General features: G+C 39.8%; 14 protein-coding genes, 2 tRNA genes and 1 pseudogene. 8 read left to right on the plus strand and 9 right to left on the minus strand.

What is annotated here, in order from left to right; translation table 11 throughout:
• Positions 1–351: 351 nt before the first annotated feature.
• Positions 352–2,640 carry an ATP-binding protein gene (locus HWQ37_RS15705; protein ID WP_292748545.1) on the minus strand — a complete coding sequence of 763 codons (2,289 nt, stop codon included), beginning with the start codon at positions 2,638–2,640 and terminating at the stop codon, positions 352–354.
• A 462-nt stretch (positions 2,641–3,102) separates the two neighbouring features.
• On the opposite strand from HWQ37_RS15705, the gene HWQ37_RS15710 reads away from it, so the two are divergent.
• Positions 3,103–4,305 carry a transporter substrate-binding domain-containing protein gene (locus HWQ37_RS15710; protein ID WP_292748546.1) on the plus strand — a complete coding sequence of 401 codons (1,203 nt, stop codon included), beginning with the start codon at positions 3,103–3,105 and terminating at the stop codon, positions 4,303–4,305.
• 115 nt (positions 4,306–4,420) lie between these two features.
• On the opposite strand, the gene mazG is transcribed toward HWQ37_RS15710, so the two are convergent.
• Together mazG and HWQ37_RS15720 are read right to left on the minus strand one after the other, a co-directional pair.
• On the minus strand, positions 4,421–5,248 hold the full coding sequence (mazG, locus tag HWQ37_RS15715) for a nucleoside triphosphate pyrophosphohydrolase (protein WP_292748548.1): 828 nt from the start codon (positions 5,246–5,248) through the stop codon (positions 4,421–4,423).
• A 51-nt stretch (positions 5,249–5,299) separates the two neighbouring features.
• On the minus strand, positions 5,300–5,881 hold the full coding sequence (locus HWQ37_RS15720) for a metal-binding protein (RefSeq protein WP_292748549.1): 582 nt from the start codon (positions 5,879–5,881) through the stop codon (positions 5,300–5,302).
• Positions 5,882–6,024: 143 nt separating this feature from the next.
• On the opposite strand from HWQ37_RS15720, the gene HWQ37_RS15725 reads away from it, so the two are divergent.
• Positions 6,025–6,097 (plus strand) — tRNA-Val (locus HWQ37_RS15725).
• A 531-nt stretch (positions 6,098–6,628) separates the two neighbouring features.
• Here HWQ37_RS15725 and HWQ37_RS15730 read toward each other — a convergent pair.
• The gene (locus HWQ37_RS15730; protein ID WP_292748550.1) at positions 6,629–7,063 is read right to left on the minus strand and encodes a DUF488 domain-containing protein; all 435 of its coding nucleotides are present in this window, start codon (positions 7,061–7,063) and stop codon (positions 6,629–6,631) included.
• A gap of 28 nt (positions 7,064–7,091) precedes the next feature.
• Positions 7,092–7,880 (minus strand): hypothetical protein, encoded by a 789-nt coding sequence (locus HWQ37_RS15735; RefSeq protein ID WP_292748551.1) that lies wholly within the window; start codon positions 7,878–7,880, stop codon positions 7,092–7,094.
• 749 nt (positions 7,881–8,629) lie between these two features.
• On the opposite strand from HWQ37_RS15735, the gene HWQ37_RS34870 reads away from it, so the two are divergent.
• From HWQ37_RS34870 to argJ, 3 genes are all read left to right on the plus strand, one after another.
• Entirely contained in the window at positions 8,630–10,603 is a 1,974-nt protein-coding gene (locus tag HWQ37_RS34870; protein WP_292748552.1) for a PAS domain S-box protein, read from the plus strand.
• Between the two features lie 18 nt (positions 10,604–10,621).
• On the plus strand, positions 10,622–12,136 hold the full coding sequence (locus tag HWQ37_RS15745; RefSeq protein ID WP_292748553.1) for a hybrid sensor histidine kinase/response regulator: 1,515 nt from the start codon (positions 10,622–10,624) through the stop codon (positions 12,134–12,136).
• 210 nt (positions 12,137–12,346) lie between these two features.
• Positions 12,347–13,531 carry a bifunctional glutamate N-acetyltransferase/amino-acid acetyltransferase ArgJ gene (argJ, locus tag HWQ37_RS15750; RefSeq protein ID WP_292748554.1) on the plus strand — a complete coding sequence of 395 codons (1,185 nt, stop codon included), beginning with the start codon at positions 12,347–12,349 and terminating at the stop codon, positions 13,529–13,531.
• Positions 13,532–13,785: 254 nt separating this feature from the next.
• Here argJ and HWQ37_RS15755 read toward each other — a convergent pair whose 3' ends face one another.
• Positions 13,786–14,247, minus strand: a complete 462-nt coding sequence (locus HWQ37_RS15755) for a type II toxin-antitoxin system VapC family toxin (protein WP_292748556.1) — start codon at positions 14,245–14,247, stop codon at positions 13,786–13,788.
• The gene (locus tag HWQ37_RS15760) at positions 14,244–14,510 is read right to left on the minus strand and encodes a FitA-like ribbon-helix-helix domain-containing protein (RefSeq protein WP_292748557.1); all 267 of its coding nucleotides are present in this window, start codon (positions 14,508–14,510) and stop codon (positions 14,244–14,246) included. The genes HWQ37_RS15755 and HWQ37_RS15760 overlap by 4 nt, the downstream gene beginning before the upstream one ends.
• A 242-nt stretch (positions 14,511–14,752) precedes the next feature.
• On the opposite strand from HWQ37_RS15760, the gene HWQ37_RS15765 reads away from it, so the two are divergent.
• The 3 genes from HWQ37_RS15765 to HWQ37_RS15775 are packed head-to-tail and all read left to right on the plus strand — an operon-like array spanning position 14,753 to position 18,407.
• Positions 14,753–15,205: a hypothetical protein gene (locus tag HWQ37_RS15765; RefSeq protein WP_292748558.1), complete on the plus strand. Its 453-nt coding sequence runs from the start codon at positions 14,753–14,755 to the stop codon at positions 15,203–15,205.
• 12 nt (positions 15,206–15,217) lie between these two features.
• Positions 15,218–17,257: a hypothetical protein gene (locus HWQ37_RS15770; RefSeq protein WP_292748559.1), complete on the plus strand. Its 2,040-nt coding sequence runs from the start codon at positions 15,218–15,220 to the stop codon at positions 17,255–17,257.
• The gene (locus tag HWQ37_RS15775; protein WP_292748560.1) at positions 17,247–18,407 is read left to right on the plus strand and encodes a P-loop NTPase fold protein; all 1,161 of its coding nucleotides are present in this window, start codon (positions 17,247–17,249) and stop codon (positions 18,405–18,407) included. Before HWQ37_RS15770 ends, HWQ37_RS15775 begins: the two co-directional genes overlap by 11 nt.
• Positions 18,408–18,550: 143 nt before the next feature.
• Here HWQ37_RS15775 and HWQ37_RS15780 read toward each other — a convergent pair.
• Positions 18,551–18,635 (minus strand) — tRNA-Ser (locus HWQ37_RS15780).
• 131 nt (positions 18,636–18,766) lie between these two features.
• Positions 18,767–18,981: pseudogene (locus tag HWQ37_RS15785) on the minus strand (TIGR04168 family protein); the annotation flags it as partial.

Here is an 18,981-nt window from a genome sequence, read left to right on the forward strand (position 1 = left end):
TTCTCAGGAGGTAGTTAGTAGCTGCCTCTTTTTTTAATACAACTTATAAATCATACCAATTCCCGAAAACCCTAATATATACATTTACCGTAGGTGCATGGCATTGCCCATTGGTGTCAACTTAAGTTAAAACGTTTATCCCACACGCGTTTTACACCAACCTCAACCCCTCCCCTTACCAAGGCTACGGTGTACACACAAGTCGAATTACCCCCCTTAATCCCCCCTTGCAAAGGGGGGAAACCGGAAATCTAGTTCCCTCCCCTTTGCAAGGGGAGGGTTAGGGTGGGGTAATCGCATTTGTTGATTCGGGGTTCGCATTTGCTACAAAAGCTTAATTGTGCATTAAACTTAATTGCACCCTTTGGCAAGATTCGCTACCACTCTCACCAACTTTTCTGGCTCAATTGGCTTGGATACATGAACTTGGAATCCAGCTTGCAGAGCGAGTCTGCGTTCTTCATCTCTCGCAAATGCCGTTAGTGCTACAGCTAGAATCTTCTCCCCTTGCTCTGCTTCCTGCGCCCGCACTTTCCGAATCAGAGAATAACCATCCTCATCTGGCATTCCAATATCACTGACTAGAACATCTGGTTTTAATTGTTTTAGTGCTTTCAGGGCTTCACCTACTGAGCTAACTGCCCTCACCTGCCCTCCAGACTGTTCAAGAATAAAGGCAATTAACTCCCGCGTATCGGCATTGTCATCTACAACAAGTATTTGCAAACCGTTGAGTATTGAGAGGTTATCGACTTTTACTTTACTCTCTTTAATGAACTGCTCTGGTTGCGGCTCTAATAAAGGTAACGACACTGTAAATTTTGCTCCCCTTCCTTCTCCTTCGCTAAATGCGGAGACTGTGCCTGAGTGCATTTCTACTAAATGGAGTACAATTGCTAGCCCCAGCCCTAAACCATTGTCTACTCTAGTAGTTGTGCTATCAGCTTGACGGAAGCGCTCAAAGATATAAGGTAGAAAGTCAGCACTAATTCCCTTACCTGTGTCAGAGACAGTTATCTGGACATTTGAGTTTACCTGTTCCAGATGTACTTCAACTCGCCCTCCGTTAGGTGTGAACTTGACGGCATTAGAGAGCAAATTCCAGACAACTTGTTGCAGACGTTCGGCATCACCCATAACTTGACCAACTGAAGAGTCAAGATTAAATTCAACTTGAATATCCTTAATTTCAGATGTGGGATATACAACTTCAATTGCCGCTTGAATTATCGGCACAAGGTCAACTTTACGGATATTTAGGCGAATTAGTCCTTGTACAATGCGTGAGACATCCAGGATATCATCAATCAGTTTTCTTTGAAGTTTGGCATTCCGCTCGATTGTCTCTAATGCCTTAGAGGTAGTTGCTTCGTCCCATTTGCGAGTACGTATTACTTGAACCCAACCCAGCATAGAATTGAGAGGTGTACGAAGTTCGTGGGAAACGATCGCTAAAAACTCTTCCTTGATGCGGTTAGCTTCTTGGGCTTGTTGATAAAGCTGGGCATTTTCAATGGCGAATGCTGCTCGTTGAGCAAGTTCTTCAGCCATTTCTAGGTCTACAGTAGTGTAATGGCGTTCTGGTTGTGCAGAGGCAAAAAGAATTGTCCCCAGCTTGCGATCGCGTACTAACAGTGGTACTACAATCTGAGACTTAACTTGGAGTTGGTGTAGCAGACTAAAGTGTTCCTCATTCAAGGACTTTCTCTGTAATGAAGACTCCAGAATATTTGTCAACAGTTCCGGCTTACCAGTCCGTAAAACTTTCGCTGGCCCATAATCAGCATCAACAGGAATTGGATAACGTTGTTGCAGTTCTCGGAGCAGTGCTTCCTTCGCTGGTTCCGATGCAACGATGACTGGGTTCGTGAAGACTGCCAAATTATTTTCCACGACATCCACAATACACCAATCGGCGAGGGTAGGTACTGCTAATTGGGCGACACTGGTTAGGGTCGTGCGATAATCCAAGGAAGATACCAATACCCTACTTGCTTCAGCCAAAAAATTAGAGCGTTTCTCTGCGACTTGGGCTGCGATTCGGGCGGCTTGCTCATGGGAAAATAACTGCTGGCGCTGCAATTCTAAACGCCTACGCTGGCTAATATCACGCATTAGCCAGCGCAGAGCAACTGGCTTACCTAATTCGTTACGGACGGTAACTACTGTCAAAGCAACATCAAAACAGATTTTTTCTCGTGGTTGTAAACAGAGTTCCCATTCTCCGCCCCGGTTGAGGTGCTGCAACTGAGTTAGGTAATTAAAAAAAACTTGATGATCTGACTGGGCGATGAAAGTAAGTAGCGGTTTGCCAATCAAAAATCGCTGTAAAACATTGAGGTGTATGGTAGCAGCGCGATTCGCTTCCAGGATAGTGCCGAATGTATCAGTTACCAAGTAACCATCAGGCGCAAAATCAAATAATTCTTGGTAACGCTGACGCTCCTTCTCTACTACGATTCGTGTTGCTTGTAGTTCCTCGGAGGCGATTTTTAGTTCTTCCAAAGTGATTTGAAGTTCTTCAAAAGCTTCTGCTGTTAGCTCTTGTTGTGAGTATGGCTCATTTGCAGTCCTTTGCACTAATCCCGTTATCCGTGAGCGCAATGTCTCTACTTGCTGACTAAAATCGTCTACATTCATGTTGCTCACTTTGGAAAGACTAAAAAGCGCACGTTAGATAAAATATCAGGCGATGATAAACCTAAATGTATGCTAAAAGCGGATCTCAAAACTATTGCTCAAAAGATAGAGGTTTGTCTTTCCAAGGCGAGGTCTACAAAGTGAATGAGGCAAAGTAATCTATTTCTCCAGTTCCCAGCGATGCACTGAGTTTCGACTGCGCTCAAGTACCGCCGATCCTTGTGTCCCCAATCCCTAATCTCCAGCCATACAGCGCTTCCGGCTATTATGCAATACAGTTTTTATCCTTGCCCCCTCCTAGCATAGCTTTCAGTTTTGAGGATGTACCTCATAGCTGCCGGAAGTGCTGTATTCATTCCCCTAAATCTGAGAAAAATTGGTTTTATGGGGATGATGAACGTGATATTTGATATAGGGTGGGCATGATAAATAGATTATGCACACAAACTTAAGACAATTCTGATGATAAATGCGATCGCTAGTAGATTTCGACAATTTATGGCTGGGAGAATGGCTGGGAGAAAAAACCCCATTGGCAGATATGATCCGAAAAACAAAACCAAGCGTTCCTTAGCACTGTATACCTGCATAGGATTAGTAGGTGGAATTCTGGCATTGTTATTAATAGCATCCCCAGGAGTGGCGCAAAAACCACAACTGCAACAACCTTTATTAGTAGCTACACGAGTTATCCCGCCTTTTGTGCTATCAAACAAAGGTGAGTTATCGGGATTCAGTATCGATCTCTGGCGCAGGATCGCTAACCAAATAGGTGTAGATTCTAAATTTATTGAATATTCCACAGTACCGCAACTGCTTTCGGCTATTAAGGAAAGCAAAGCCAATTTGGGGATTTCAGCCATCTCGATTACAGCCGAACGCGAGCAGAATTTTGATTTCTCATTACCTATTTTTGCTGGTGGGCTGCAAATTATGGTAAGAAACCCAGAAAACAACAACAGCGCCTTTCCAAATATTTGGCAATTGTTTTTCTCTGCTAGCCTTTTGCAGGTAATAGGCGTTGCCTTAGTGCTAATTGTTGTAGCAGCCCACATTATTTGGTTATCTGAGCGCCATCACAAAGATGGGATGATTCCTAAATCATACTTTCCTGGCATTTTCAAAGCCTGTTGGTGGGCAGCTTCCACATTAGCAACCCAAGCTGATGAAATGCCAAAGGGAGTACTGGGACGCTTAGTAGGTATTGTTTGGATGTTCATCGGAGTACTTTTTGCCGCCTACTTTACAGCTAGTGCTACTACCTCATTGACAGTCCAACAACTTCAGGGCGATATCAGGAGTATAGACGATTTACCCGGCAAGGTAGTGGCCACAACTGCGGGTAGTACAGCCGCCACATACCTGCGAGAACATAAGATTTCAGTTTTAGAAGTTACCAATATTGACCAAGCTTACAATGCTTTACAAACAAAAAAAGCTGATGCTGTGGTGTTTGATGCGCCTGTACTCCTCTTCTATGCTGCCAATGAAGGCAAAGGAAAAGTACAGATTGTAGGTAGTATCTTGCGTGAAGAAAGCTACGGCATCATTTTGCCCAATAACAGTCCCTACCGCAAACCAATTAATCAAGCCCTACTGAATCTCAAAGAAAATGGCACTTATCAATCGCTATATGATAAGTGGTTTGATCCTGAAAAATCTTGAAGAGGGGGACAAGGGAGACAAGGAGATAAACAAAACTCCTAACTATTAACTCTCTCTTGTACAGACAAAGATTTTTCGCGTCTCTACTCCTAACTCCTAACTCAGCACTCAGCACTCAGCACTCCCCACTCCCTTCTTTGGCAAGTTGAGCTTTTGCTTGTTGCCAGAGAGTTTCTAACTCATTCAAACTGTAATCAGAAAGGGGACGGTCAACAACCGCCTCCATTTTTTCTAACCGTTGGACAAAGCGCTGATTAGTGCCTTGCAAAGCGGTGCTGGGGTCAAGATTATGCCAACGGGCTAACTGAATAACTGCAAATAGTAAATCGCCTAATTCTGCTTCTTGTCGTTCGGGTGTTTCCTCAGCCAAAGCTTGCTGAAACTCTCCTAACTCCTCATAAAACTTATCCCAGACACCTTGAATATTTTCCCATTCAAACCCGATCGCGGCAGCCTTTTGAGAAATCTTCATCGCCGCCGTCAGTGGGGGAAGAGTACGCCCATAACGAGCGAGTTTCGCACTAAATTTTTGCGCGTCTGGAGATGCTTCGCCCTTTTCCGTAGCCTTGATTTGTTCCCAATTTTGCCGCACCTCATCCACACTTGTAACCGACACATCACCAAACACATGAGGGTGACGGCGAATCAACTTTTGGGAAATCCCCTGAGTGATTTCCTTGAGAGAAAATTGTCCCGATTCACTAGCGATTTGGGCTTGTAATACCACCTGTAATAATAAATCGCCTAACTCCTCAGCGATCGCATCCTTATCCCCACCCTTAATCGCATCCACCACCTCATAAGCTTCCTCAATCACATAAGGAGTCAGAGTTTCGGCAGTTTGAGCCAAATCCCAAGGACAACCACCATCAGGCGATCGCAACTTAGCCACCACCTCAATCAACTCCTGCAACGCCCCCAAAGCCTCATTTTTCTCTTCCATACCTTAGCGTACCTCTGCGCTTCCCTCAGCGTCCCTTTGCGTTTAAAAAAATCATTTCTTAACTCTAGTCCGACGACCACCACCCCTGATCACTTTCCGCTTCTTACCAGAAAACAACCCCCGAACCCCCTGCTTTCGCACCCGCTTATAAGCCGAACCCCCCCAATCGCTAAGAGAATGACTCATTGCACCGAGTTCCAACCCCAAAAACAGAGCGATATATTCAGTATCGTATTGCAGGAGCGATCGCCCCACAGTTACCCCCAAATCTTGCCAAGTAAAACTCAGATTACATAACCTTTGGGCGATCGCCAAAACGAAAATGGCCAAAATAGCAAGCAAACACCCCAGATAAAGTATCCGCAAAATCGTGCCAATAATTGGCCCGTGGGATAAAAAAGAACGATGCCGGAGACTTTTTTGATAAGGTAGCCAAATCCAGCGCAAGAAACCCCAGCGTTGGAATTGTACAGAGTAAATATCCAAATCGGGGCCAAACATCAGCCCGCCAAAGATAAACCCGGCTGCAACCAGCAAAGTCGCATTGCTACTGCGAGTTTGCCAGAAGGTAACGCCCGCCACGAATGGCAGAGCATACATAGTAATGCGATCGTGCGTCCGACCAGAGGGCATCTTCAATCCTGTTAGCGATAGCGGGGCATTGAGCCAGTGCGGAGTAACTGAATACTGAGTCAGTATAAGAGAAAAAAAGATTTTCTTAAAACTACTAGCGCAACACGAAATGTTCTGCTATATTAAATAAGGATTACTCAAAAGGGCGGTTAGCTCAGTTGGTAGAGCGCCTGCCTTACAAGCAGGATGTCATCAGTTCGAGTCTGGTACTGCCCATAGCCCAAAAAGCCGCCACCTGGCGGCTTTTGTGTGACTTAGAAGCATAACTTTGCCGCAACGCCAAAGTTATGCTTCTAAGTCATTACCTTGCTGTGTTGAATTTTTGACATACACCTCAAACCAAGGGAAAAATTTCAGTGGAGAATAGCGCGAATATAGAACCCGTTTGGGATATTTTATAGACATATAAGGGTTGCCAGAAGGCTGTTTTAAACAACCTAGTAAGCAGGGGGTGGGAAATCATAGAGCAATTGCTGAAAAAGTATGAAATCCTGTTTTACACAAGACTTGTAGACGAAAAAATAGATCCCAAATGGGTTCTATAAGTCGCACTCTGGCTACCTTGAGACGCGCAACTTTTAAGACTAGAAAGTTCAAGCTTTTTTAATTTAATTCAGGAAGGGGAAAAATAAAAACGAGTTATCTAGACTTACGGATAACTCGTTTTTATTTACCGAAAACTTTTTCTTGTTATGGCAGCTAGACCAAGTAATACCCGAAGAATATTTCAAATACGGCGTTTGCTGTTTACCCTAGATGTTTAATTTCATTATTTACTAACTTTTGTAGATGGAGCGCCACCTCCGCCCTATGACAGCAATAAGACTTCTTTTCAGCACATAATAGCAGGATAGTACCAGTTTGAGCTATTTCTGAAATTTCTTGAAGTGCAATAGCTGCTTCTTCGTCATTAGGAGGAATCCAATTACTGTTACCTGATGTATTACCCAAAGAAGCTTTAGATACATATTTGATATTTTTTTCACTACAACTTTTTTTAATTATTTCACCATACCATTTGCGGCTCCAAGCACGAGGATGTAATCTAACATCGACAACACAAACAACATTGAATTCTTCTAAGTAACTAAAAAATTCGTCATAATTTTTTCTATTACCATAGCCAAAAGTTAAGATGTATTTACTAGCAATAGCATTTTGGTTATCGTATGTTGCAACCATTTTTTTAATTTAAAGAAGACTCATCTGTTCATATTTTACTATAGGTGGGTATACTAAGCCAATAATCATAAAATTTTGGGGATGAGCTTTGAGATTGCCTATTATAAAGATTATAAAAGTATAAATCTTTATCATGCATAAAACTGTTTTCTAGTTTTTGTCTTACTTTTTCCAAAGCATCTTTTTCTTGTAACTCTAAGTCAGGGAATTTCGATTTATTTCTACATTTTCTATATAATTGCATGATTTCCCAATCGCTTATGGTGTATTTATGCTTAATTCCATCACAGTCTGTAAATTTATAGCCAAACGTGTAAGGAATTTTTTCAAGATTGGACATTGGATTGGATGGTTCTAGTAAATCAAACAAGTCTAGCTGATCTTGTACTGCTTGCTGTTTTTTATTCCATTCGCGCTCAGTTGGTTCGCTAAAATACTTCTCTATACTTAAAGGTTTTATAATTCCTAAAGATTTTTTCTGCTCTTTTATTTCCTTTGGAGACTTAAACTGTAATGGTAAAATTAATTTTTTTATGTCTGCCCAATTATTTTCGGTACTCACTTTCTTGATAATTTCAATTGAAGTATCGTCTATACGAAAGCTTTCTGCTCTATAATCTTTTTCATTTTTTTCAATTTTAGCGCTAATGATACTCCATCTTGGATAACGTTTGTCAATTTCTAATTCTCGAAAACGAATTGGATAAATCCGAATCCACTGCAAGGGTTTTTCATTATCATCTAATAAAATTCCTGCTGTACACACTGTTTCTTTATACTTAACGCTTATTGAAGGATAAGTTTTTGTTGCTATCAATATTTTTCTCCGTTCCATACACATTGCTTTTGGTATTTGAGCTATTGAGAAAAGGTCTGTATAAAAATTGCCGCTCAGTCGTGAGTAGTTAACGTACTCTTCTAATGCAAACTCTTCTTTTTCAGAATTTTATCTATTGTCTTTTACGATACTAAGGTATGGTAAGTACAGAGGTAATTATGCAGATGAGCAACAGCCGTAATTTCTCAAAATATATTTAACACATGATGGCAAAGTTTTTTGTTGATTTTACAAACCGCTTGTCATTTTTTGTTAGAAATATGAGTCGCGGCAAGCTTATGCTTCAAAATTATACTAGCGGCAAACCTATGGTTCCATTACTTGGGAAATAGGGATTATGTCCCCACCGAACAATGAGGATTTTAGACCCTAGTGCGGCAAAGTTATAGATAAAGTCACATATATGCAGTTTCTAGCCTTTTTAAATTTACGGTATGCCCTAATTCCCGCCGCAAAAGTGAATTTATATTGGGATTGCATGAGCGCTAGTTTTTTTTCAGAGGATATTAGGGTAAAAATCACCAAAGCGATCGCGGTACTTTAATTTTAATAAATCTTATATTATCAGATAAAAAAACTCTGAAAGGATCGCGAACACAGAATGTAGTTCTCCTTTAGAATATGAAAGCCACTCTCTAGGCGTGCGTCTACAGAGGTCTGAAGCTCAAAACCTCTTCTTTCACACTTTCGGCTTTGGTAAAGACTTGTGCAATGTGTAGGTTTTTGTGATGGAATTTTTAAATAATTTTTTCTCTACTAACGAGTTTATTCCCCACGGACATTGTTACCTCTGGAAACCAGGATTGGTGTGGTTGCATCTGATTTCAGATGTGTTAATTGGACTTGCTTATTATTCAATTCCAGTAATGTTGGTTTATTTTGTCCGTAAACGGCGAGATATGCCTTTCGGCTGGATATTCCTGATGTTTGGCACATTCATCGTTGCTTGTGGTACAACCCATTTAATGGATATATGGACGCTTTGGTATCCTACCTATTGGCTATCAGGGTTACTCAAAGCTATCACCGCTTTTGTCTCCGTATTAACGGCGATAGAGCTTGTGCCATTAATACCGCAGGTGTTGGCTCTACCGAGTCCTGCCCAACTAGAGGCTGCAAACTACCAACTAGCGAAGGAAATTGCCGAACGCATACGGACTGAGGGGGTGTTGAGAGAAAGCGAACAACGCTGGCAATTAGCTTTGCGCGGCAATAACGATGGAATTTGGGACTGGAATGTTAAAACAAATGAAGTTTTTTTCTCGGCTCGCTGGAAAGAAATGCTGGGTTACGAAGACCACGAAATTTCTAACCATTTAGATGAATGCGTCATCCGAGTGCATCCGAACGATCTTGATTGGGTAATACAAGCAGTCAAAGATCACTTTGCTCAGATAACACCATTTTACATTACCGAGTATCGAGCTTTATGTAAAGATGGCACATATAAATGGATTTTAGATCGAGGGCAAGCCCTGTGGGATGCAGATGGTAATGTAGTACGGATGGTAGGTTCACATACTGATATTACCGATCGCAAGCAAGTAGAGGAGACATTAAATAGCTTACTTAACCAACTAGAAAACATGGTTGAGCAAAGGACAGCAGAGCTAACAAAAATCAACGAATCACTACAGACAGAAATTACTGAGCGCCAGCGAATAGAAGAAGCTTTGCGAGAGAGCGAACAGCGATTTCGGGCTGCATTCCATCAAGCTGCTGTTGGTATTGCCCATGTCGCAATAGATGGAAGCTGGTTGTTAGTTAATCAGAAGCTTTGCGATATTCTCGGTTACACACTTGAAGAACTACAATTGCTAACTTTTCAAGATATTACTCACCCGGATGATCTTAACACTAACCTAAAATATGTTGAGCAGATTTTAGCAGCTAATATTCAAACTTACTCGATGGAAAAGCGCTATTTCCACAAAGATAATTCCATAATTTGGGTTAATCTCACTGTGTCTTTAATGCGCGAACCTAGTGAGGAGCCAAAGTATTTTATTTCTGTGGTCGAAGACATTAGCGAACGGAAAGCCGCGCAACACGAACGCAAGCAGTGGGAAGAGAAAATTAAAGCATCACTTTTAGAAAAAGAGGTGTTATTAAAAGAGATTTACCATCGCGTCAAAAATAATTTACAGGTTATTTCCAGTCTGCTAAACCTGCAATCTGCTTATATCAAAAACAAGGATGATTTGGTAATATTTCAACAAAGCCAGCAGCGAATTGCATCAATGGCTCTCGTTCACGAAAAACTGTATCAATCTCAAGATTTGGCAAGGATTAATTTTGGGGAATATATTCGAGATTTGGTAGCAAGTTTATTTACTGCTTATGAAGTCAATGAAGAGGCGATCGCTTTGACAATAAATACCGAAGATTGCATTTTTCTTGGTTTAGATACAGCAATTCCCTGTAGCTTAATTATCCATGAGCTTGTATCTAATTCCTTAAAATACGCATTCCCTAAAGGTAGCAATGGTGTAATTAATATTGAAATCAAGAAAATCATTAATAACAATTTAACACTGATAGTTAGTGATAACGGGATTGGCTTACCACCAAACTTTGATTTTAAAAAAATCGCATCATTGGGATGGGAGTTGGTAGATGCTTTAACATATCAACTAGCAGGAAATATCCAGATTACAGGCGCGACTGGAGTTGAATGTCAGGTAACATTTCCTTTACCATAAATACACAATTGATCAAAGATGATAAACGCAAAAATTTTAGTTGTGGAAGATGAAGCTATTGTTGCCAAAGATTTACAATATCGGCTGAAAAAATTTGGTTATACAGTACCCTTTATCGCTTCTTCAGGAGAAGAAGCAATTAATATAGCAATAGAAATATCTCCAGATTTAGTACTGATGGATATCAAGCTCAAAGGCTCAATGGATGGGATAGAAGCTGCTGAACAAATCTATAAACATTTAGATATTCCAGTAATTTATTTGACTGCTTATGCGGATGATCATACATTGGAACGAGCTAAAATAACTGAGCCGTTTGCCTACCTACTAAAACCTTTTAAAGAAAGAGAACTACAAACAAATATTGAAATAACTTTGACTAAACATGGTTTAGAAAAGCAGTTAAAAGTTAATAAGAAATGGGTGGATGCGCTTTTAAAAAGTATCAGCGATGGTGTGATTGCTAGCGATTTACAAGAGTTAATCACTTTTATGAATCCAGTTGCTGAAAATCTGACTGGATGGACACAAGAAGAAGCTTATGGCAGAAATTCCTCAGAAATATTTAATATTGCTAATGGCGAAACTCATAAACCGATTGAAAATCCGATTATAAAAGTTCTTCAAGATGGTATTATTGTTCATCTCCCCCCAGAAACAATTTTAATTACTAAAAATGGTGCAGAAATACCAATTGATGACAGCGCCGCACCCATTAAAGATGATAAAGATAAGATTACAGGCGCTGTATTAGTATTTCGAGATATTACTGAGCGCAAACGAGCGATTGAGGCCCGTCAAAAGCAAATTGAGCAAGAGCAGCTTGTAGTGCAATGGGAAGAGATAAATCAACTCAAAAATGACTTTTTGAATTTAGTTTCTCACGAACTGCGATCGCCTCTGAGTAATATCAAGATGATGATTCAAATGATACAAATATCTAATAATACTGAGGAAGCTCAACGCTATCTAAAAGTAATGGAAAGTGAGTGCGATCGCGAGCTAGAATTAATTAACGATCTACTAGACTTACAACGGCTAGAAAGCTCATCCTATCCACTTATTACCCCTGATGCGTTGCTCTTACAACAGTGGTTACTTTGGGTTATCGAGCCGTTTCAAATCCGTGTTCAAGAACATCAGCAAACTCTACAGCCGAATGTCCCTACAAATCTCCCACCTCTGTTCTCAGATGCGATTATCCTGGAACGAATCTTAGTAGAATTGCTCAATAATGCCTGTAAATACACACCTGCGGGTGGCGAAATTGTCTTAAGTGTAAGTCACAACTCCTCGGAAGCATCCGCAAAAACTATTATTACTATTAGTAATTCAGCAGAAATTCCGGTAGCAGAGTTACCACGGATATTTGATAAATTTTATCGTCTCCCCAATGCAGATATTTGGAATCAAGGTGGTTCGGGATTAGGTTTATCTATCGTACAGAAATTAGTCGAACAACTACAAGGAAATATTCAGGTAGAAAGCGGCAATGGATGGACTACATTCACTCTTACATTAACTGATTTATAATACTCGACAACCCGAAAATTGCTAAATGAGGATGGGAAGTAAAAACAATTTTTTCGTGTTGCCAAATTTTTGGATAATAAGTTTTTGATATTAAAATGCTAGGTGCGTACATCTCTATTACTATAAGCCGATTAATATGTCGTAAATATTTTTGGAAATGGTATGATATGAGGTTAGGTTAAACACTTATAACATTTGTAGGTTGAGTTAATGTCATTACCTATATCTTCCACACCTCAAGGTTTTAGTGCATTCATTACTAATTTGGGAATACGAGATACAACTGATGATTTTGTATTTATTAAATCATCCGTTCCTTGTGTTGCAGATGGAGTCTTCACGCAAAGTCTTTTTGCTGGGCCAAGTGTTACTATTAGCCGCGATAATTTAAAAGATTCCCAAGCACAAGGAATTGTCATTATATCTAAGAATGCAAATGTAGCTAATGGTTCTGTTGGCATCGCTGACGCTCAAGAAGTTCTGCAATTAGTTGCAATTGAAACTGGAATTGCTGCACATAATATTGTGATAGCTTCTACAGGTGTAATTGGCAGACGTTACCCCATTGAAAAAATCCGGGTTGGATTATTAGGATTGGGCAAAAAATTGGCTGACGCTGATTTTCATGCCGCAGCCCGTGGTATTATGACCACCGATACAGTAGCGAAAATAGCTACACGGCAAATAGGAAATGCCAAACTAGTAGGAATTGCCAAAGGTGTCGGCATGATTGAGCCTAATATGGCTACCCTCCTAACTTTCTTTTTTACTGACGCTGCAATTTCTGCAAATAACCTTCGTTCTATTTTTCGCTCTACTATAGATAAAACTTTTAATTGCCTGAGTGTAGATACAGATACTTCTACTAGTGACTCCGCCGTGATTCTAGCTAATGGTTTAGCCGGTGAAGTTTCAGAACCAGATTTTGCTAGTGCATTGCAAGAAGTCGCACAAGAATTAGTGCTGAAAATCGCCCGAGATGCAGAAGGTGCTACTAAGATAATTGAGGTAACTGTAGATTCAGCAATTAACTATGCACAAGCTAAAACAGTAGCGAAAGCAATTGTCAATTCACCATTAGTAAAAACTGCCGTCTATGGAGCAGATCCGAACTGGGGACGAGTTGCTATGGCTATAGGTAAATGTGAAAATGAACAGCAGATAAATCCAGAAAAAGTTGTTATTAGTTTTGATAACGTGAAAGTTTATCCTAGTAGCTTAACCGATCAAAATCTGGAACAGCTACGGCAAATTATGTCTAAAGATAAAGTAGATATTCATGTTAGCCTTAATATTGGCGTTGGCGAAGCCTCTCGTAGAGAAGCCTCTGCAACTGTATGGGGTTGCGATCTTTCAGAGGGTTATATAGAAATTAATGGTAAATACTCAACTTGATTAAAGAATTATTTGGAATAATATCGTGTCTGCATATATGATTTACTGATTATTCTCACAGTCATTGCACTTGAAAAGTTGGCAAGCAAATGGGAGTCGGCTAGCAAACACTATACCTACCATTGGGAACCATAGTATTAATTCGCAAAAATTATTTGATGGACTATGGCAACAAAAAAGCCATCCCCATTAATTGCGTTTTTGGGTGTCTGGCGCTTTGAGGTTGAATATATGGTGAGGAAAGGCGATCGCTTCTACATTGACTCCAACGGCGTAACCTCAAAGTCATTAAACGAGCAAACACTGTAAGACGAACCGGCTAAAGCCTTCACCAGCTTACCGTCGAGAGTCAACAAAGTAGCACCTACCTGCTGTGAAAGTGCAACATAAGAGCCATCGTAGGCGGAGATTTCGTAATTTAATGCGATCGCAACTGCATCCGCCATCAAATCAGCCGTGGAGACAACACGCAAGGGGAAGTTTTTGAGAGTTGCTAAATCTGCTGGCACATCAGCAACAGCATAAAGTCTGGCGCGGACATACTTCCAAATGATGTTGCCACACTCAATGTAAAACAGGTCTGGGACAAAGATTGCAGTTTGAGGATTGGCAAGATGAGCAAACAGTTGATTAACTTTCGGAGTTAGTGGATCATCTGGTATAAATTGCTTAATAGCTACACTTGCGTCTACAACACACCTGAGAGGTATAGTCATCTGTCTCGGTCTTCTCGGATTAACGCAGTACTATCAGGCCATTCCACATCAGTCTGGCGACTCTCACGACGAAGGCGAATTTCCTCTAGCAGTTTTGGGACATTCTTTCGTCTTTCGTCCTCAGTTAACTGTGCTTCAGTTTTTAAAGCTTGTTCTAACAGAGTTATAACTTGGGCGTTAATGGAACGGTGTTCAGATGCCGCTAACTCTTGCAGCTTGGTATACAAATCATCGGGTAAATTTCTTACATAAAGGGTAGCCATCGCTTTACCTCAAAGTAGAATTTATCCAAATGATAGCATAATGCAAGCAAGAGGAGCGAGTGGAGCGATGTATCTCACTTTTGATAAATTTTAATTAAGTTCCAATTATGATTATAATACCCAAAAAAATCAGTCAAATTGTGGCTTGACCCTCAAAACCTATGATTCATAAATAAAAAGTAATTTGACTGTTAGATTTAATATAGATATTCATAAATAATTACTTTGGAGAATTAATTCTTGTGAGCAGCAATAGTTCAAGTCCATTAAAGCTTGTTCTTTGGCAACCTTGTCGCTGGGGTAAAAAATACTTAGATACCAACACAAATGCTTTAGTTGAACCGACATTTTATCAAGAAGAAATTTATTCTTGGGAGCCATTTGGAGATCCCTTTGGTTCAGTGACTAGTAGTGAGCAAACTCAGCGACTGAGAGAAGAATTAATTGAAAAATTTACACTAGTAATAAAACCTGAGAAACGTGGAATTGAACAGTTTAAGAAAGTCATCCAAGTAATAGATGAGATATTGTCTAATGATGAATCATCTTGGAGTGATTTAGAAGAGCTTGGACGCTTATCTAATAGTGATAGTGTCAACCTTCGTCAACATCAACTTTTAGCCTTACGCCAGCATATTCAGTGGGTGTGTGATACGTTTGTTAATGTTCCAGATGTCAATGTGTCCCTTCATTAAAAGAATAGCCTTATGAAATTAAAATTGTTTAGTAAAGAAGATGCACTAAAATGTATCGCCCAAATCGGTAAGAATGGGGAGCCATTTGAAATATCTCTTGGTGAAGATATTTGTTTTGGACGTGACAAATGGGTGAATGTCGGAACTATTGCATTACAACCAGGAGGGCAATATCTTGAAAATGAAACTAGATATGATGAGTATTGTGCAGCTAAATTTGGTGGATTTGAATGGCAAATACTATCCTTAGAGAAACTCAATAATAATATTACTGAAGCTCTGGAGAATTCACAGAGTAAAGATAGAGTTCAAAAAGCTTTTAGGGAAGGATTGCAGGATGTACTCCGGAGAACATTATTACTTTTACCTATTTTTGATGTTGAAACTATTGGCAAAATACCTTTGCAAAAACCGATAACTATTGTTACAGATACATCAGCTATTCACCAAGGAGGACTTGATTTTATATGTCGGTTTCTTAGTCCTTGGGCAAAAATAAAAGTACCAGCTATTGTTCACATGGAAATAATTAATCAGGTAGACAGGTACTTTGCAACTCGTAGAGAGAGTCAAAAAAAGAACAAACCTGTTGCTGCGGCACTTCGAGAACATATTCTCAGCCAGGGTGGTCAACGAACTTTACTTCGTCTAGAATTTTCAGATGCAGAAATAGAACGTGGTGACTTAGGTGCAGATCCTCTGCGAGGTATTGTGACACCGAGTAGCGATCCTGAAGATGGTAATCTTAAACTACAAGAGATTGTTAGGAGTTTTGCTGATCGTCTGATTTTAGAAACTGCACGGCGCTTTCAAACTCAAGTTCGCCCGGATCATGCCCTAGCTCTTCTAACTAGTGATCAAGGTCTAGCCAGAATGACGATGGCTGAAGGAATGGATGTGTTCTTTTTTGAATCTCGTTCTTTTCCTAAATTTGATGGTAGAAAACTCACTGGCTCTCTTTTTCATCCTTTCAGTCAAAAAATATATACAGTACCACTAACAGATGTCCTTTGGGAATTAGCTGTATCTTTTGGTTGCCTGCGCTTGCAAAATTACAACACTAACGAGTCATTAGAGCTATGGGGCATACCTAGTGGGGAATATACTTGGCAACCACTTCACGTTAAAGATGATCTTCTTTGGGGAAATTTTAACTCTGGAACATCCTCTACAACAACAGATAATAACTCTATTGCGCTATCAACCGACATAGACAGCCAAGATCACACTGATGCAGTTTCTAGCCAAAATATAGAAGCAATAGCTAAGGCATATGCATTTAGTCCAGATCAGATGTTCTTACTAATGAAATTGTTAGTAGACAAAGGAGAACTAACTAATCAAGAGGCTCAAGAAAAATTGGGTTTAACACATCAATCTCGCTATAGTTTGTATAAAAATTTTCTGCATAGTGGAAAATTTGTTGAGCTTAATGATAATAAAATTATATGTACAGAATTACTAAAGTTTCTATGGGAAAGTATCTTGAACAAAAATTATATAAAAGTTTTATCTTCTTTGAAGAAAATACCATCATTTGACGCAATATGTAACTATGTAAATCAAAACAGAAGTGTTGAATATAGCACATTACCGATTTCAAATAAAGCGAAACCAACCTACATCAAGCTTGGTGAGGCAGCCTGTGCTTGGTTGAATGTACAAAACCAAAAAATTGTTGCCACTGATAACATACCTAATTCACCAGATTTTGCTAATTTAGCAGTAGAGGTTTATAAATTAATTCGTTCGCAGGAAGACACAGAATGGATACTTACTGGTCGCTGGTTAGAAGAATTAGCTATTAAATATGCTGTTCATCCCATATTGGCTAGAAAACTGGTAAAAGAAGCACAAGAACAAAACTTAGTCAATGTCTATGCTGAAGGATCTACTCCAGATACTCGTTTTGAACAGCACGATTTGTGGATAATTAAGACAAGTGACGGACTTCCCCAGTTAGAAAAAGTTTATCTGTATCATGGAGATTTTCTTATACCTGGTACATCTGCTGTACGTATCAAGCTAGAAGGAGTTAAAAATGCCTCTTGAAAATCTATTTACAGATGAGGCGACTGCTAACGCACCAGAAGAACAACCTAAATTACTCTATAAAAAGTTTGGTGTGTTGAGTAACCCTTTTCCCAGTGCTGGGCAAACCAGTGGTCATCCGCATATGTCAACAGAAGCAGATAAGCAAGTTGATGCTGCGGTAAAGACATTTTATTCAGATCGCAAGTCTCATGTAATTTCAATAACTGCTAGTCAGGGGATTGGAAAGACTAACCTTCTGAATGCTTATGAAAATGCTTTGCGTGAAAAACTTTCTCAACATGGTTTTTTCGTTATTAGATACGTTCCAGATCCAGAACCATTTTTTGATCCGCTCATTAGGTCTATATTTGAAAATTTGGGAGAAGACTACTTACGTCGCTCAATTGATGCACTTGCAAAGAGGAAGCAAGAGATAGATGATATTGATAAGTTATTAGAATTTGTGCGAATGAGCGAAATTAAAATAATGCTTAAGGCTCTTTTGAGTGTTATTAATTCCGAAGAAAAACTAAATGAGCGCCTATCTTTAGCATATCAATGGCTTTTAGGATTACCTGTAAGAAAAACTCATCAAACTGAACTGGGAGTAAATTTTCGTCTAGATACTGTAGAAGCGAAAACAAGAGCATTGCGAGACATTGTATATTTTGGTTCAGAAATGAAGACTTTAGAGGGTATTTTTATTCTTCTTGATGAATTGGAAAAACAGAATGGTAGCTTATCAAAAACTATTGTTTTAAGATATTTATCTGCTCTGCGGGCTTTAATTGATGCACTACCTAAATATCTTTTCTTAATGGTTGCTTTAACTACAGATGCCCTTGACCGTTACCGTGAGATGCTTCCAGCTATTAGAGGCCGTCTTGCTAATGAAGTTCAACTTTCACCGATAAGAAATGAAGAGGAAGCCGTAAAATTATTCAAATTCTACTTGGAACAGGCCAAAATGGAAGCCAGAAATTTTGCACAAAACAAACAATTACAAGAAGGAAGTGATGTACTCTTACATGAAGATTCTGCTCGACTCTTATTTCACCAATTATTGAGAGGTAGTAACATTAAAGGCGTGCGGCAACGTGATTACCTTAATGCTCTGTATGAAAAAGCAGATGAGTCCATCAATGAATCTATGCGGGTATTCCTTTAGTTAAGTTTTTTGAAGCTCTTGCTAACTTTAAGAATTCAATAGGCGCTAATCAAGAATAAATCACAGTTAAGCCGTTGCTCAGATTAAATCTAATCAATGGCTTACGTCGTTAATAAGATTTGTAAAATCTAATTTTTTTTCAACGGAGAGGGGGAGATTCGAACTCCCGGAGGTTTTAGCCTCATCCGATTTCAAGTCGGACGCAATCGACCACTCTGCCACCTCTCCAGTAAATCTGTCAAACTTGTGCTGATCCTAGTTTCAGACGCTATTCAGGCGCTTTTGTTGGTTAGCACTAAACTTGACAGATCATACTATACCCTATTATCTACGCAGATTGCACTACTGGATGCGAATGTCTACGACACAATACGCGATCGCTCATACAAAATTTCCCCTTTAGCCACCTGAAAGTCATTCCCCACCCAAACTAGGGAAACTTGTGAAACCACACCCGCCTCTAGGGTGACAATGGAAAAGTTACGCAATTTCTCGCCGTCATTTTCCACAATCCTGGGAACACTAGCCGCATTTAAGTAAATTGTCCCCTCTGGACTTCTAAAGATGGGTTTGC

The organism is Nostoc sp. NMS4 (genome assembly GCF_017115095.1).
GTDB lineage: Bacteria > Cyanobacteriota > Cyanobacteriia > Cyanobacteriales > Nostocaceae > Nostoc.